Origin of the sequence: Roseburia sp. MSJ-14 (genome assembly GCF_018918225.1) — a bacterium.
Lineage (GTDB): Bacteria > Bacillota > Clostridia > Lachnospirales > Lachnospiraceae > Petralouisia.
Genome location: NZ_JAHLQD010000023.1, coordinates 82,206 through 98,905 on the forward strand (window position 1 = coordinate 82,206; position 16,700 = coordinate 98,905).

General features: G+C 37.2%; 18 protein-coding genes and 1 tRNA gene. 4 read left to right on the top strand and 15 right to left on the bottom strand.

Going from position 1 to position 16,700, the window contains the following annotated elements:
- Window positions 1–3 precede the first annotated feature (3 nt).
- Window positions 4–498, bottom strand: a complete 495-nt coding sequence (locus KQI83_RS09495; protein WP_216557025.1) for a dihydrofolate reductase — start codon at window positions 496–498, stop codon at window positions 4–6.
- Window positions 499–515: 17 nt separating this feature from the next.
- On the bottom strand, window positions 516–1,364 hold the full coding sequence (gene thyA, locus KQI83_RS09500) for a thymidylate synthase (RefSeq protein ID WP_216557028.1): 849 nt from the start codon (window positions 1,362–1,364) through the stop codon (window positions 516–518).
- Between the two features lie 279 nt (window positions 1,365–1,643).
- On the opposite strand from thyA, the gene KQI83_RS09505 reads away from it, so the two are divergent.
- On the top strand, window positions 1,644–1,898 hold the full coding sequence (locus tag KQI83_RS09505) for a hypothetical protein (protein ID WP_216557031.1): 255 nt from the start codon (window positions 1,644–1,646) through the stop codon (window positions 1,896–1,898).
- A 263-nt stretch (window positions 1,899–2,161) separates the two neighbouring features.
- On the opposite strand, the gene KQI83_RS09510 is transcribed toward KQI83_RS09505, so the two are convergent.
- Together KQI83_RS09510 and KQI83_RS09515 are read right to left on the bottom strand one after the other, a co-directional pair.
- Window positions 2,162–2,944, bottom strand: coding sequence for a class I SAM-dependent methyltransferase (locus KQI83_RS09510; RefSeq protein WP_216557034.1), 783 nt, complete (start codon window positions 2,942–2,944; stop codon window positions 2,162–2,164).
- A gap of 205 nt (window positions 2,945–3,149) precedes the next feature.
- Window positions 3,150–3,222 (bottom strand) — tRNA-Gly (locus KQI83_RS09515).
- A gap of 116 nt (window positions 3,223–3,338) precedes the next feature.
- On the opposite strand from KQI83_RS09515, the gene KQI83_RS09520 reads away from it, so the two are divergent.
- Window positions 3,339–3,785, top strand: coding sequence for an FMN-binding protein (locus tag KQI83_RS09520; protein WP_216557037.1), 447 nt, complete (start codon window positions 3,339–3,341; stop codon window positions 3,783–3,785).
- 87 nt (window positions 3,786–3,872) lie between these two features.
- On the opposite strand, the gene KQI83_RS09525 is transcribed toward KQI83_RS09520, so the two are convergent.
- From KQI83_RS09525 to KQI83_RS09540, 4 genes are all read right to left on the bottom strand, one after another.
- Window positions 3,873–4,712 (bottom strand): DegV family protein, encoded by an 840-nt coding sequence (locus tag KQI83_RS09525; RefSeq protein ID WP_216557040.1) that lies wholly within the window; start codon window positions 4,710–4,712, stop codon window positions 3,873–3,875.
- 306 nt (window positions 4,713–5,018) lie between these two features.
- Complete coding sequence (locus KQI83_RS17095; RefSeq protein WP_216557043.1) at window positions 5,019–6,164, bottom strand: transglutaminase domain-containing protein; 1,146 nt, start codon at window positions 6,162–6,164, stop codon at window positions 5,019–5,021.
- Between the two features lie 19 nt (window positions 6,165–6,183).
- The gene (locus tag KQI83_RS09535; RefSeq protein WP_216557046.1) at window positions 6,184–7,464 is read right to left on the bottom strand and encodes a M18 family aminopeptidase; all 1,281 of its coding nucleotides are present in this window, start codon (window positions 7,462–7,464) and stop codon (window positions 6,184–6,186) included.
- 228 nt (window positions 7,465–7,692) lie between these two features.
- Window positions 7,693–7,992 (bottom strand): hypothetical protein, encoded by a 300-nt coding sequence (locus KQI83_RS09540; protein WP_216557048.1) that lies wholly within the window; start codon window positions 7,990–7,992, stop codon window positions 7,693–7,695.
- A gap of 212 nt (window positions 7,993–8,204) precedes the next feature.
- On the opposite strand from KQI83_RS09540, the gene KQI83_RS09545 reads away from it, so the two are divergent.
- A complete protein-coding gene (locus KQI83_RS09545) occupies window positions 8,205–8,711 on the top strand; it encodes a DUF5721 family protein (protein ID WP_216557050.1) in 507 nt (168 codons plus the stop codon).
- Window positions 8,712–8,826: 115 nt separating this feature from the next.
- Window positions 8,827–9,027, top strand: a complete 201-nt coding sequence (locus tag KQI83_RS09550; protein WP_216557052.1) for a cold-shock protein — start codon at window positions 8,827–8,829, stop codon at window positions 9,025–9,027.
- 156 nt (window positions 9,028–9,183) lie between these two features.
- Here KQI83_RS09550 and KQI83_RS09555 read toward each other — a convergent pair whose 3' ends face one another.
- The 7 genes from KQI83_RS09555 to KQI83_RS09585 form a co-directional block, all read right to left on the bottom strand.
- Window positions 9,184–9,636, bottom strand: a complete 453-nt coding sequence (locus KQI83_RS09555) for a signal peptidase II (RefSeq protein ID WP_216557055.1) — start codon at window positions 9,634–9,636, stop codon at window positions 9,184–9,186.
- 23 nt (window positions 9,637–9,659) lie between these two features.
- On the bottom strand, window positions 9,660–11,345 hold the full coding sequence (locus KQI83_RS09560) for a S8 family peptidase (RefSeq protein WP_216557058.1): 1,686 nt from the start codon (window positions 11,343–11,345) through the stop codon (window positions 9,660–9,662).
- A gap of 21 nt (window positions 11,346–11,366) precedes the next feature.
- Window positions 11,367–12,866: an ATP-dependent Clp protease ATP-binding subunit ClpX gene (clpX, locus tag KQI83_RS09565; protein ID WP_216557061.1), complete on the bottom strand. Its 1,500-nt coding sequence runs from the start codon at window positions 12,864–12,866 to the stop codon at window positions 11,367–11,369.
- Window positions 12,867–12,992: 126 nt separating this feature from the next.
- Window positions 12,993–13,973: a hypothetical protein gene (locus KQI83_RS09570; RefSeq protein WP_216557064.1), complete on the bottom strand. Its 981-nt coding sequence runs from the start codon at window positions 13,971–13,973 to the stop codon at window positions 12,993–12,995.
- Window positions 13,963–15,378, bottom strand: coding sequence for a HAMP domain-containing sensor histidine kinase (locus KQI83_RS09575; RefSeq protein ID WP_216557068.1), 1,416 nt, complete (start codon window positions 15,376–15,378; stop codon window positions 13,963–13,965). The genes KQI83_RS09570 and KQI83_RS09575 overlap by 11 nt, the downstream gene beginning before the upstream one ends.
- A 3-nt stretch (window positions 15,379–15,381) precedes the next feature.
- Complete coding sequence (locus tag KQI83_RS09580) at window positions 15,382–16,044, bottom strand: response regulator transcription factor (RefSeq protein ID WP_216557071.1); 663 nt, start codon at window positions 16,042–16,044, stop codon at window positions 15,382–15,384.
- Window positions 16,045–16,158: 114 nt separating this feature from the next.
- Window positions 16,159–16,632 carry a VanZ family protein gene (locus tag KQI83_RS09585; RefSeq protein WP_216557073.1) on the bottom strand — a complete coding sequence of 158 codons (474 nt, stop codon included), beginning with the start codon at window positions 16,630–16,632 and terminating at the stop codon, window positions 16,159–16,161.
- Between the last annotated feature and the right edge of the window lie 68 nt (window positions 16,633–16,700).

The following is a 16,700-nucleotide window of genomic DNA, read 5'->3' on the forward strand; positions in this document are numbered from 1 at the left end:
ATCCTACTTCTTCTTTTTCTCATATTTCAGAAAATAAAATTCCAAATCAAAATACGTCTGTTCTTCACTATCTGCTGTAATCTCCCAATCTTCTTTTTCATCCAGATTCGGGAAATATGAATCTGCTTCATATGCATAATCGATTTTGGTAATATGGGCTACATCACACATATCTACCATCTGGCGATAAATGCTCTCACCACCAATTACATAAATATCTTCACTGTTATAGTTTTTTAATTCTTCTAATAACTCATCCATGGAATGCACAATAATGGCATCCTTTACTTTATAATTCTTATCAGAAGTCAATACGATGTTCACTCGATTTTTCAACGGAAGTCCGTTTGGAAAACTTTCCAGTGTTTTTCTTCCCATAACTACAACTTTTCCCGTAGTGGTTTTTCGAAAGAATTTCATATCTTCCGGAATACTTACTAACAGCTTGTTATTTAGTCCGATTGCCCAATTTTTGTCTACTGCTGCAATTAAATTCATGTTGTATCCTCCTATATTTAAACTGCTACCGGAATGTTTGTTATCTGTGGTCCGGTGACATAGTTATCTAAACGCACATCATTTCTGGTAAACTGATAAAAGTCCTTAATTTCCGGATTCAGCCAAAATGTAGGCGCAGGATATGTCTCTCTGCTGATTAATTCCTTTACTAGTGGAATATGACGGTCATAAATATGTGCATCTGCAATTACATGCACCAATTCTCCTACTTCCATATCACACACTTGTGCTAACATATGCACTAACACCGCATACTGGCATACATTCCAGTTATTGGCTGTTAATATATCCTGTGAACGCTGATTTAAAATAGCATTTAATATCAATTTATCATGTCCGGGCTTTTGTGTTACATTGAAAGTCATACTATATGCACATGGATAGAGATTCATTTCATGTAAATCCTGATGAACATAAATATTGGTCATGATACGACGACTGAAAGGATTATTTTTCAAGTCATAAATCACACGGTCTACCTGATCCATCATTCCTTCCTTATATTGATGCTTGACTCCCATTTGATAACCATATGCCTTACCGATAGAGCCTGTTTCATCTGCCCATTCATCCCATACATGGCTGTGAAGATCATGAATGTTATTGGACTTCTGCTGCCAAATCCAAAGCATTTCATCCGTACAACTTTTAATTGCTGTTTTTCTCAGGGTAATTGCCGGAAATTCCTTAGACAAATCGTAACGATTTACTACACCAAACTTTTTAATGGTATAAGCACTTGTCCCGTCTTCCCAGTGAGGACGCACCTTCTCTCCCTCTGTACTGGTTCCATTATCAATGATATCCTGACACATATTAATGAATATTTTATCCGCTAAACTCATTTTCTTTCTCCTTATTATGTCTCTCTTTTCTTCTCGCTTTCGCTCATTATATCATGAAGCAAAGCTTCATGATCGACATTCGTCGTTCGTCAAGAGCGAGCAAGCTCTCTCTGACTCTCTTGCGCTCATTGTATCACAAAACGAGGTAACATGAAACCTCGTTTTTTCTCCTTTTCTTGAACTTTTTCGTGGTTTTGTCTAAAATTTTAAATTTTTCAAGATTTTTTCACAGAAATAGTGTATACTATAAATATTACATATGGAGTAAGGAGATTTACTATGAGTCAGGAAAAAGTAGAACGTTATAAAAAAGAAAAAGCAAATCGAAAAAAAGTCTTAAAACGTGAAAAAATTAAAAAAGGTATCCTTTCTGTAGTTGGAACCATTGTCTGTGTTGCAATTGTTGGTTGGATTGGATATTCCGGATATGGTTATTATAAGACACAGAAAGCAGAAAATACCACTAAGACTGAGGTTGATTTAAGTGCTGTGAATGACTACCTTGGCAATTTAAGCAGTAGTGATGCACAATAAAATAAATATAACACTTTTACAATTCTGTAAAAGTGTTATATTTATTTTAGAAAAGGAACAACCGCTCACAAGGGGTTGACCTTATATCAAATAGTAATAAGATTACCACCCAAAATACCGGTCAAAGTTTAGAGGGTGGTTTTCTTATGCTTTAAGTCATTACTTCAAATTCGCAAAAACGAATGTCAGTAATGTAAGAATGAACATACCAAAAGACATCACGTCTTTAAAATCAAAATGATTTCTATTGTCCACTTGTCGGGCTATTTTTCTCCAATATACAAAAAATGTTGACTCGTTCCGTAAAGTTTTTCATCTTCTGCTAATGCAATTCCAAGTTCTAACCACTTTTTCTGTTCCTCGTTTGGAAGCTTTAAAATTTCCTGTTCTTTGCATCCTAATATATTTTCCACTCCTACAAACGCTAATTCTTTAAACTGTTGCTCTTGCATAAGACTTCTCGCTTCTTCTACACTGGTAAAATATGCTGTTGTAAATCCTCCTTCATTATTTTTACCATCTTCTAAATAATGTAGCAATTCTTTTACTTCATCCTCGTAGAAATCAAGATACGAAAAGCAATCTTGAATCGGTGCATATCGGGAAATAAATGCTGCTATTAAAATGCCACCTTTTTTCAAAAGTTTTCTTGCTTCTTCTACTGCTTTTTTTCTATCCTCTGCTTTGGTAAGATGATACAATGGACCCATGAGCAAAATCACATCAAACGATTCTTTTTCATATTCCGGAAGTGCCAGTGCATCTCCCTTCACACAATCTTCTAAAACTACTCCTGCTTCTGCCGTTTTTTCTTTTGCCACGCACACATTTTTTCCTGATAAATCAAGCAGCGTTACTTTATGTCCTTGTTTCGCCAAATAAATAGAATATCTTCCCGGACCTCCGCCAATATCAAAAATCTTACTTTCCGGTTTGGTTATATACTTGTCCAGATAGTGTTTGGTTATTTCAAATTCTATCTTATGCCGTTCTAACCTATTCCACTCCTCATATTCATTGTCGTACCAGTTTTCAATTTCATTCATGCCCATGTCCCCTTTCGTGTTTTTAGAATTGAGTATAACACCGTTGGAAACGAAAGTCAAAGAATATAATCACATCTTAAAATGTTTTTGAAAATACAAACAAAGTTTATTTTTTAACCAACATTTAACCAATTTCAACAATTCCAGAGAATATAAAAAATGCTGAAACCTTGTAAAATCAATAGTTTCAGCACTTATCTATTAGAGCGATAGACGGGGCTCGAACCCGCGGTCTCGACCTTGGCAAGGTCGCGCGTTACCAACTACGCCACTATCGCATATTGCATCTTTGAGACACATCTAGCATATTACTATAAAAAATCCACCTTGTCAATAGTATATTTCCATCTCTTTTTTCATATAGTAAATCAAACAGATTCTTAGGAGGACTCCTGTGAGTTCAAAAACCAAAATTGTTGTTCTGCATATGAAGGAGCTGATTTATACAGCCATTTTTGCTGTACTGGGAATTTTACTGATTCTACTGCTGATTTTCATGTTTTTACCAGATAGCAAAAACAATGGGCAATCGGAAGAAACCATGCAGTATGTAGCGGGGGTATATACCTCCTCCATACAATTAAATGACAATGCAATTGATGTGGAAGTGGCTGTGGATGCCAATCATATTAATTCCATCTCACTCATAAATCTGGATGAAACAACTGCTGCAATGTACCCGCTAATGCAGCCCGCTTTAGATAACCTGACACAACAGATTTATGAAACGCAGTCTTTGGATGATATTTCTTACGGCGAAGACACACAATATACTTCTACGGTATTGCTAAATGCCATTCGCTCTGCCTTAGAAAAAGCTGTCTATATACCGGAAAATTGAATTTTCTATGCCAAAGTGCTACATACAAACAGGAGCATATCACTTTCTTTTCTTTGTGATATACTCCTGTTTCCTATACTTTTCTTACTATACTGCCATAATCACTCCACCGTCATTGGCATACATACTACTGATTCCGGCAGTATCAATGACAAATACATCCTTAAACTTTCCAAGGCTTTTTACTTTTTCCAGTATCGTTTGTGCCCGTTCCGGACAATTACAATGGGAAATCGCCAGTATCTTTTGTTCCGGATTTTTCACTCTGGATAACAACGTTGTAATCATCTTATCCAATGCCTTTCCCATTCCTCTTGCCTGACTAAGCTGACAGATACTGCCTTCCGATGTAGAACCCATAACCGGTTTGATATTCAAAGCACTTGCCACAAATGCCTTAATGTTGCTTAATCTTCCATTTTTCCGAAGTGTTTCTAATGTCTCCAGTACAAAATAAGTATTCTGCTCCGCAATATATGCATCTACCTTTGCCACTACTTCTTCAAAACTACAACCTGCTTCTTCGTATTCCTGAATCTTCATGGCAATCAATGTTTCTCCTATTGACGCAGATTTTGAATCAAACACATGAATCTTTTTCTCGCCTTTTTCTTCCAGATACAGATTCTTACCCAACTCTGCACTATTATAGGAACCACTAAGCTGTGCAGACAATGTTACTGCATATACATGATCTGCCTCACAGTCATACGCCTCCTGAAATGCCTCCGGAGAAGGGCATGCAGACTTTGGACAATTCGGACTTTCCTTTACCTTTCTTAAAAATTCCTTCTGATTGAAGTGTTCATCATCAGTTACATGATAATCATCTACAAAAAGTTCTAAGGATACCGTCTGAAAATGTCCATCTTCCTTTAACTTTTCCGGCAGTTCACCACAACTGTCTACCACAATCTTATAGCTCATTGTATTCCTCCTGAATATTTCTGTTTTATATAGTATTCTTTCTCATTCTATTTGATATCCAAAATAACATTCTAAAATATAGCAATTTCTTTATGTAGTTTTAAATACTACTTTATCCTAACATAAATATTTAGGTTTGAAAAGACTTTTTTTATATCATAGGAAATATTGTGTCACGCTAAAATGCAAAAGTGTATAATTTTCCTATAATATAAAAAACTCTCCGCTAAGGAGACCCACCTTACGGAGATGAAATTCATCATAGATGACAACGCTCAGGCACGAAAGAGTCCGTTGCCGGACTCTTTATTCTTCTGAAAAGTAAAAACTTATCTCTAACCAGTCATCCTCCGTTATATAATTAATTTCCTGCACATCCGGACAATACTCTGACACATTTCCATCTTCCAGAAAATACTTTATTGCTTCATCATATAATTGCCGGTTTGCAAACCGTATTGTAACTATTTGTTTTTCCTCATACGCCTTTGCAAAGTAAGCACCAATCACCTCAGGATTCCATTCTTCAATATATGCGCCTTCTTTTCGGTAATAATTATCTGCTACTGCGGTACATTCCGGCAGATTCAACTCACCATCCGGCAAATGGCTACGCAACATTTCTTCGGTAGTCATTGCCATATATTTATAATCTATGAAGTATTTTTCCACTGTATCTTCTACATACTTTCCTCTTCCCCAGGTCACATCCATGTAATAATATGCTCCATTCATCTGAAAAAGATTCCATGCATGTGCATCACCTAATGCCGTTCCTGACACAATCACACTTTGAATTCCAAGTTGCTTCATCAAATACTGCGCTGCACAGGCATACCCCTGACATACCGTCTGTCCATTCAAAAATACACTTATAATATTTTGACTGTTTTGTGCTCCCTCCACATACTCTGTATTAGTACTAAGTAATTCATAAATATATTTTACTTTTTCATAATCGCTATCGTTGACAGAGATATTTCCTAACCATTGCTCTACTACCTGGTCAATCTGTTGCTGCGTTTGCTCTCGTTCTTCCTCTGTCATGGTGTAATTGGGAGTAAACTCTAAGCCTACCATCTCATCTCCCTGCATGTACTTAGTAAACACATAACCGTCAATCCAAAAAAGTCCACCATAATCTGCGCATACTGCCGTATACGCCTTGCGCATCACTTCTGTATCCATACTGGATAACATTATTTTTTCCTGATGACTTAAAATAGCAGTCAGCATCTCATCATATACTTGCTGCTCTTCCTGCTTCAAATTCTCATACGCATAATTTCCATCTGAGATTTTGGATACTTCTACCGTTTCCTCGGCTGCATTGGTCTGGTACTGCTGCGGCTCTACCTGTTCCTTCTTTACAGCAGTACAAGCTACCACCTGACTTGCAAGTACTCCCAGTACCAAAGGCAGCCATAAATGCCTGTTTTTCGTTCCCTTCACTTATATCTCCCTTCCTATATTAAAGGCTGAAAAATTCTCGCACCAATCCGGTTAATGATTCCATATCTTTCTTTCCCATGGTTTCTGCTGCTGAATGCATTGCTAAAAGCGGAATTCCAACATCGACCGTAGGAATCGGTATAATACTGGATGCAATGGAACCTAATGTTCCTCCGCCTGCCATGTCGGAACGATTTACAAATTTTTGATATGCAACACCTGCCCTCTGGCATATCTGTTCCACCACTGCAACTGCTTCACAATCCGTAGCATAGGACTGAGAACAAGCCTCTTTTATGCAAAGTCCTCCACCTAGCACCGGTTTGTTTGTAATATCCATTTTTCCTGCATTATTTGGATGCAAACCATGAGCTACGTCTACTGACAACAAAAAGGATTCGTAAATGCTTTCCTTGGTCTGTGCCGTTGTTTTTCCAAAACTATCACATATCTTTTCCAATACATTTAATAATAATAAGGAACCTGCTCCCTGCTTTGTCTTGCTGCCGATTTCCTCATGGTCAAACAATGCAATTACATTGATTCCCTTCTTCTGCTTTCCTTCGATAATTCCTGTTAATAATGCCTGTACCGAAGTAAGATTATCTAAACGTGGGGATAATATCAATTCCTCATTCATGCCAAAGGTTACCGGCTCTTGCATACAATATACCCACAATTCATAATCTAAGATATCTTCTACTGCTACGCCCTCTTCTTTTGCCAAAAACTTTAAAAATGCCTGTTTTTCATTTAACTCTTTTTCCAAAAGCCCTACAACGGGAAGCATATCTGTCTGTCGATTCAATTCTACTCCCTTATTCACCTCACGATTCATATGAATTGCAAGATTCGGAATTGTCATCAATGGGCGTTTTATATCTATATATTGCATATCCGGATGCATCACATCATTGCTTTTTACTGCAATACGACCGGATATACTTAATGGTCTGTCTAACCATGTATTTAAAATAGCTCCACCATACACTTCTACATTTACCTGTGCATATCCGCTGGTCACTACATCCGGATTTGGTTTAATTCTAAGACATGGAAAATCCGTATGTGCTGCTGCGATTTTAAATCCTTCTTGAGATTCCACCTGCTGACCTACGGTAAAAGCCAACAAGGTTGTATCGTGATGTTTCATATAGTATTTTCCACCCTCAGTAAGTCCCCATGTATTGGAAAAACGCAATTCTTCAAAACCAGCCTCTTTCAACTGCTGCTCTGCCTCTTTTACCACCATAATGGCACTGGTTCCTGCCTTTAATAATTGTAATAATTTTTCAGCCATAATATCCTCCTGCTTTACATCCGTTTCTTTTTCTTTTCTTACTATACTATAAATAGTTCTTTTTTTCTAGTATGACTCATTTCATTTCTGCAAGGTGAACTTTCTTAGCAAAACGTTTTTTATGTAATATGGAGTAATTTCCTATTGCATAAAAAGAAGTCTGACACTTCTGGTTGTCAAACTTCCTTTCTAATTTGAATATATTAAGGTAATACTCCACTTTCTCTTTTATCCTACTTTTCTGCCACAGTTTATGTAATTTGACTTTGGCCTTTTGTTTTGTAGCAACTCCATGATTTTCCGCTTATACTCTTCATCCTCTGTAATCCTTGTCAGGCTAATCAAACGATAGCGATCCAAATGATATGGGATACTCTTATGAATGGCTAAATCCACTAAATATTTTGCCGATTTAAAACTGTTAAGATGGGTGTGTCCGTCCTTAAACTCTTTGGCTGTATTATGAATAATAAAACCTCCGGAAGCTTTGTAAATATTATAGTTCTGCTTGCTGCAAATCTGATTCATCTCTCCACATCCTCTACATATGCTATTCATACTGTAAATGTACACATTTATTTTCGTATTGTCAAGTATTTTCTGAAAACTTTACATATTTTTCTATTTTTTTACTTATTTTTACTTATTACGCAAAGAAATCTTTCATTATATTGGCGTAGATTTTTAAAATGCAGTTATGGTATAATCACATTTATAACATGTTTAGAAGGAGGCATTCTATGATTGCACTGAAAATAGATAATATAAAAGAATTTATGCATCTGCTTTTGCTTTCAGAGACTTTTGATCATTTTTTACTTTCTGAAGCCTCCATTACTACATTTGCTACTATGATTTTAGATGGACATTCTTACGCTGACTTCTTCAGTCCTGAGGACGAAGGATATGAGATGATTGCAGAAGAATCTTATGCTCCCTTTGCCTTGTTGCGTCCATGTTGTTTAGATTTTATTAAGGGTAAACGTACTCCTGTTTCCTTTAAATTTGTTTTTTTACTTTCAAAGGTAAATCAGGAAAAAACTCTTGCCTCTTTACACAGTTCTTTTGCTACGGAAGACATTTCCGGCATGTATCTGAACTTGAAATACCAGGCTGGGGAAATCATCTGCACCACAGGCATTTCCTACCGTAATTTTTCCATGGATAAGTCCTTGGATCAAGCCTGGGATGATATGGTAATCCGCTTTTTCAAGAATCACAAAATCTTATTTGAAACTTTGACATAATTTTATAAAAATTTTACAAACTTTCTTACAATTTTCCTTTACTTTTACACTGTAATGTGCTATTCTAAGGCTATGTTGCAGGGCAGCATATATTATTTTTTTGGAGGTACTTGACATGCAGGGTACAGTAAAATGGTTCAACAACCAAAAGGGATATGGTTTCATCTCTGATGAAGCTGGAAACGACGTATTTGTTCACTATTCCGGATTAAATATGGATGGTTTCAAATCCTTAGAAGAAGGCGCTACTGTTGATTTCGAAGTAACCGAAGGTTCTAAAGGACCTCAGGCTGTAAACGTAACCGTAGTTCGCTAATTTAATCAGGTTTTCGCAATGTACCTTTGTCTCTAATATAGAAATTTCGATTTTTTATTAAGATTAAGATATTGATGAAACGCAGGTGATTAGAGAAAAGAGGATGTAAACACATCCTCTTTTTTTGTGCAATAGAACGCAATTTCCTATTATCTATCATTTTCCTTTTCCAAATAATACAACTAAGATACTTCCTGCAAATATGAACATATCGGATATATTAAACACGATTTTGTTAAACCAGTTCCACGGAGTACGAAAACTAAAATAATCCACTACATGCCCTTTTATGATTCGGTCATACAGATTACTGGCTCCGCCCCCCAACATCAAACTTAATCCTAAGAGAACTCCGGGATTTCTTTTTTCCCGCAAAAATAAGTACCAGATTATTCCCACAATCAGTACAATTCCACCACAAAAGCTTCTTAATACTTTTGGTCTTTTTTCCATAAAATTTAAGGCAGCACCATTATTATAGTATTTTTGTATTACAATTTTCCCACCACATACTTCATGCTGCTGATCCTTCTCTATCTTTTCTTCCACTTGTCTCTTGAGGAAAAAATCTCCTGCAAATAATATCGCCACTATCACACCATATACCATTTTGTTTTCTCCTTATCCTCCGGCTATTTTACTCGAATGTTTTCAAATGCCTGGTACAAATCCAGTTTTCCATATCCCCACTCTCGGTTTGGATAGGTTCTGCCCGGGTCACGCTGTGCTCCACGAATCAATATGTTCTTCATATCTAAATTATTAATCAATGTATTATTTCCTCTGACTACCGCCCACTCTAACAGCAATGCCACTGCTCCACTGGTGACTGCTGCCGCCACACTGGTTCCGCTTTGGGTTACAAATTGATTACGCAGTCCTGCTCCATATACATTTACTCCCGGTGCTGCAAAATCCGGCTTAATCATGCCGGTAACGGTAAATCCCCTGCTGGCATCGATAAAAATGCTATTATCACTTGCATCATATGCAGTAACTGTCATAACGGTATAACCATTTCCCGGTGTGGTAATGGTGGTATCCGGATTAGAACGTAGGAAATACACTTCACCTGTCATTAGTTCTCGTATCGGTAGCCACATATGATAACTTTCTGCATACACTGCCTGACGGTACACACGAATATTCCAAATGCCCTGTACCGGATTGATAAACCGTATAAAAATAAGCTGATCACCTGCGGATATTCTTGCAATTCGATAATCTATGGACACTGTGGTATTTTCAAATAAGAAGGTATATTCCTTCCCACCGGACAGGATAAATTCCCTTGGTATTCGCTCTCCGGTGGGAGATATGATTTCCACTGCAAAAAGCTGTGGCGCACTTGCCCACATTTCCAGAATAAATCCGTCTACTCCGGTTCCTACACTGATTTCCACATCCTGATACTCTTCCTGTTCCGGTATCTGTCCTGCAAAATGATGTCTCTGATTTCCTTCATTTCCGGCAGCAACTACCACACCTCTGGGTCTTCTTAATGCGATTGACTCTAATACCGACAGTAACGGATTGCTTCCTGTCCCATGACTTCCCGAATTAGAGCCTACTGAGGTACATAACACCAATGGCACATTCATTTTTTCTGCAAGTTGATTTAAATATGCAACCCCCGCCATAATGTCATTTTCCTGATATGCTGTTGCATTTTCCGGAATAAAATAAAATTCTCTCAAATATGGTTTTGCTTCCTTTAGCTTTACCATTGCAATTTGAGCATACGGAGCTGCCCCTATAAAATCCTGTTCCGGCAATTCACTTCCCGCTGCTACGCTTGCCAAAAATGTTCCATGTCCGTCTGAATCTTTTGATGGTACAATATTTTCCGGTTTCTGGCTCTCTAAAGCCGCATTGATAACTGTATTTTGATACTCACTTCCGTAAATAAAGCCCTCCGGTGGAGTTCCGCTTCGCTCTGTCTGATCCCAGATAGCGGCAATTCTACTACTGCCGTCTGCATTTAAAAATACCGGATTTTGGTAATCAATTCCAGTATCTACAAAACCAATTAATATTCCTTGTCCTTTTAATGACAAAGTGGGATAATTTTGCATACGCAATATCCCACTCGCCTCTAATGCACTCTTATCCATTAATGTAAAACACTTTGGAATGGATGAATAAGTATAATTGGCAATACTTAACGGCAACAATCCCTCTCGTGCTGCATACACAATTGTATACACATTATTAATCTTTTGTGTGCAATACTCATATATATTTCCTGCTGTTCCACTAAACTTTTCTGCTATAAAATCAAAGTAATCATTGGAATAAACCATATCTTCACAGTCCATGTATGGAATCCTTCTTTTTTACTAGGATATGACGGATTCCTCTTTTGGTGCTGCTTTGTCTTCTAATTCCATGCATCCACGCATTGTAATCACCGGGCCACCTTTATTTTCTATGTAGTCCTCTGTGATGGTGACAACCCCAATATTGTCATCCTTTGGAATCTCATACATAATATCCAGCATAAAATCTTCGATAATGGCACGCAATGCTCTGGCTCCTACATCCTTTTTCTTTGCTTTTCTCGCGATAGCACGAAGTGCTTCCGGCTCAAACTCCAACTTCACTTCATCCATTGCCAATAACTTCTTGTACTGTTTAATAATTGCGTTTTTCGGTTCTTCTAAGATTTTTACCAACATATCTTCTGTCAGTGCATCTAATGCAAAGATAACCGGCAAACGCCCTAAGAACTCCGGAATCATACCATACTTTCGGATGTCCTCTACTGCAACCTCATGGAGTAAATTCTCTTCCTTGTCATACTTATCTTTTAAATCTGCCTGAAATCCCATAGATGAATGCTTATTCAAACGTTCTTTGATGATTTCTTCCAAATCCGGGAATGCTCCGCCGCAAATAAATAAAATATCCTTGGTATTCACAGTCACCATCGGTACCATAGCATTTTTACTGTTTGCTCCTACCGGAACTTCGATTTCCGCTCCTTCTAAAAGTTTCAACATTCCCTGCTGTACACTTTCACCGCTTACATCACGCTGATTGGTGTTTTTCTTTTTCGCAATCTTATCAATTTCGTCAATAAAAATAATCCCGTGTTCTGCGCGTTCTACATCATTATCCGCTGCTGCAAGAAGTTTCGATACAACGCTTTCAATATCATCACCGATATATCCCGCCTCAGTTAAAGATGTAGCATCTGCAATAGCCAAAGGTACATCCAAAAGTTTTGCCAGAGTCTTAACCATATAAGTTTTACCACTTCCGGTCGGTCCGATCATTAACATATTGGACTTTTCAATCTCAACTCCATCCAGATTATCGCAGGATATTCTTTTATAATGATTATATACTGCAACAGCCATTACCTTTTTTGCCTTTTCCTGACCTACCACATATTCATCCAGACTTGCTTTTATCTTATGTGGTGCCGGAATAGACTTGATATCTAATACCGGTGCTGTTTTCTTTTCTTCCTTCGGTTTCTTTTTCTTCAGTCTCTGACTCTTTGGTACGGAATTCATATTCTGAATGTCAGATAAGTTTACCAGACTGATATTTGGCATTCCTGTCATATTGCTAAAATCACCCATTGGGAATCCGGAGTGATTCATACTGTCAAAAGTCTTTTGCATACAATCTGCACAAATGCAAATATTATTTGGAATCTTTATCATCTTACCGGCTTTGCTCTCCGGTCTGCGGCAAATATAACAAACATCTTCATATTCGTTGTTATCGTTATTTTCCTGATTATCACTACTATTACTATCAGTTACATCTTCTCTTGTATCATTTTCGTCCTGTAACTGTGTATCGTCAAATTTTTCGTTATCGTTCATTGTGTTCTCCTCTTTTCCTACGATTCCTCTAACAGAATCTTATTTTTATTATAATTCAAGGAGTATTTTTGTACAACTGATTTTTCAAAGGCTTTCGAAAAATTTTAGATTCTATTTATATTTTGTTTATTGCATAAACATGTTATATCCGCAAACCGTTTGCTCTATCGGATCATAATATATTCCCTGGCACATATAATCTCCCTGTACCAATAATAAAATCACATCATTTAATTCAATTATCTGATAAGAATAGTTTTCAATATCATCATACATACTACCACTATCATCGCTATCTACTGCCCATGCCTCATTTACTACTCCTATATTATTTTCTACTCCTACCTCCCCATTTTCGTTGAGATTAAGCATTTGCTGCAAGTTTTCCATCTGCATGGCATAGGATTCTGCAAAAGAACTTTCCACATTCTTGTTTGCATTCTTTGGATTCTCTATCACATATAACTCATCGTTATTCAAACATTCCAACTCTTCTACATTAAACGTCACAATCCCAATTTCATACTGATAGTTATCCAACATCTTTTTCAGTTTTTCTTTACCCCTTTTCCACTCTTCTGTCTGTCTTACATCCGCTCCCACATTTTTCATACAGGTAAAGTTATAAATAGCATAATCGGAAAATGCGGCTTTTACCTGATATTCCTCTCCACGCACTTCTAAAGTATCCTGATAAAAAAATATTTCTCCATAATCTGTATCAAAAGCTCGCACATTCTCTACGATGTTACTGCCCTTCTTTTCATATGCTGCATCTATGGTTTCTCTGGAAACGCCACAATGTACCGCTTCCATACTATACACTTTTTCCTGCATTAACGCTAATGTTTCCGTTAAATATGTTTCTTCTAACGCTTCATGTACTTCATTTTTCCCGTAATAATTCCATGGAAATAGCTGTATGTCTTCTTCTATTTTTCCGAAAAATACGTTGGAACTGGTATCTTCAAAATTTGCCTTTTGGGGCTTCTCCTCATTTCCAAGTACCATTTTTCCACCTTTTACAACTCCCAGATACCCCACTCCAAGAATCAGTCCTGCACAGAAAAAGGTTCGTATCATTGAACCCACTTTTCTATTCTTCATTTTCTTTTCCCCCTCTCATTCGGATAATAACACGGGTTCCTTGATTTACTTCACTTTCAAATCGCATACTTCCCCGATGTATTTCTACAATTTCCGCACATAGGGCAAGTCCTAATCCTGCCCCTCCTTTTTTCCTGCTTCGTGCTTTATCTACCATGTAAAATGCCTGTGTAATCTTTTTTAATTCTTCTTTTGGGATTCCGATTCCATTATCTTCTACCGTAATCACAAATTCCTCTTTTATAAAATACCCGGATACCTGAATTTTTCCACCTTCATTGGAAGCTTTTATGGCATTATCCACCAAATTATAAATCAAAGACTTGAATAATTCCTTATCAACCACCAACTGTCCGGACTCTGCTTCACATACGAACTGCATTCTTTGTTTCTGTGCCACTACTTTAAGAGATGCTCCGATTTCTTCAAATAATGCCTTCATATCTTCTGACTGCCACTCGATATTTGCTTCTCCTACGGTAATCAACTCCATGAGTTTTCCAGACAACGTACGCATTCTTGCAGCCTCTTCTTTAATAATTCCTGCATATTCGATTCTTCCTTCTTCTGATATATCCTTTTTGATCTGTAACAGGTCTGCAAATCCCAGAATAGAAGTAAGGGGTGTTTTCATTTCGTGGGCGAGATTATCTATAAATTGTTTGCGATTTTCCGCTACGTCTTCCAATGCTTTTACATTTTTCTCCACCGCAGCCGCCATAGTATTCATATTATGAGCAAGCTCCGAAAGTTCACCACTTCCTTTTTCCGGTATTCGCTTTTCATAGTCTCCCTGCGCAATTGCCTTAGTTCCCGCATTCATCTTCTGTAATGGAAGTAATAATAACTTTACCACGATGAGAAGAATTACAGAAATTCCTACTGCACATCCCATACTAATTATTTGGATTCGTTGCAACATATCCTGATGAATCTCCATTACATCTGAAATATCCTGCACGGTAACCAGATAATACTCCACTCCCTCGATTCGCTCTAAAGATACTGTATAAATCTTTTTTCCACTTGCCTGCATACAAGTATCTTTTTCTTTTTTTACCAATGCCAATAATTCCTTTGGTATTTCTTCTTTTTTATTGGCACATATCTGCTTTTGATTCTCATCCAGGAAAATTGTACTGTCAGTTGTTTCTTCATCCATCACTTCTTTCATTAACTTTTCTACCTGGGTATCTTCAAGTACTACCGCATTCTGTTTCAAACGCTCTGTGATAACCATGCTTTTAAAACCGGAACAAAAGAATTCATGTTCACTGTATACACTTTGTTTCTTCTGGTTCATTGCTAATGAATAACTGTTTTCCAATAACAAAATACTGGTCACACCTACTGCAAGCATCACCAGTATTAATGTATAGAGAAAAATCTTTTGCCAAAGCTTCATTCCCTACTCCTTTATACTTTCCAGACGATATCCAAGTTTTGGAATCGTCACTAATTTGTCCTTTAGATTCAATTTTTTCCGAAGCTGCTGAATATGAATATCTATGGTTCTTGTCTCTCCTTCGTATTCATATCCCCACACCGCTGTCAATAGACGCTCTCTGGAAATTGCCACATCCTTATGCTGCATAAAAAATATCAATACTTCAAATTCCTTCGGTGTTAAATATACCTCCTGTCCATTCCATTTACAGGTATGTTCTTCTACATTTACGGATATTTCTCCATAACGATATGTATTTTCCGACTTTTTCACTCGCCGCAGGATTACTTCGATTCTTGCTAAAAGTTCCATTGCTTCAAATGGTTTTACAATATAGTCCTCTGCCCCTAAACGAAGTCCTCGGACTTTATCCGTTAATTCCTGCTTTGCCGTAATAAAAATAACAGGTGTTTCCGTATTGGTTCGATTTTTCATTATTTCAAATCCACTCATATCCGGCAACATCACATCTAATAACACTAAATCATATTTTTGATTTTCCATTTTTGCAAATGCTTCTTTTCCATTATCACATACAGTTCCCTGATAACCGCCTATGGCAACCGTAGCTTCTATTAATTTTGCTATATTTGGATCGTCTTCTACTATTAATATCTGTATCATCTTTACTCACCTTTTCCTCCCTGCTCGCGTAAACCCATGTTTTTCAAGTTATCACGGTGCTCTTCAACCCTTCATGCAAGCACTCGGTTTTCCTCGCTACTCGCGTAAATTATATCAATTCTTTTTACGGAAATATGCAAAAAGTTGTAAGAAAATTGTAAAAGCAGCAATTCCCACCAAACTTCCTACCGCATCCACACCTACGTCAAAAATTCTGCCACTTCTTCCCGGCACAAATAGCTGATGAATTTCATCTGTTATTGCATACAAAATACAAACGCTCCATCCCCACAAATAATACCTTTTGGGTTTATTCGCATAGCAGCTCATATGTGCCAATACTAAAATTGCCAGTAATGCATATTCTCCCATATGTCCCGATTTTCGTATGAGAAATTGCATACCCTCTACTTGTTCCTCTATTTTCTCTTTGCTTTTTTCCTGCTGCTGTAACTGGTTCTGCTTTTCTGCAATCCCATATCCTATAAAACGGCTGATTCCGGAAGACCTGGTTCCGTTTTGGGCGGAAAAACAAAATATCACAATCATCCATAGTACTAATATTATAAATGTAATTTTCTTTTTCATGGTAATTTCCTTTTATCTAAAAATAGCACCTCTATAAAATAACACAGAAAAGGAGGATAAGCAAATGC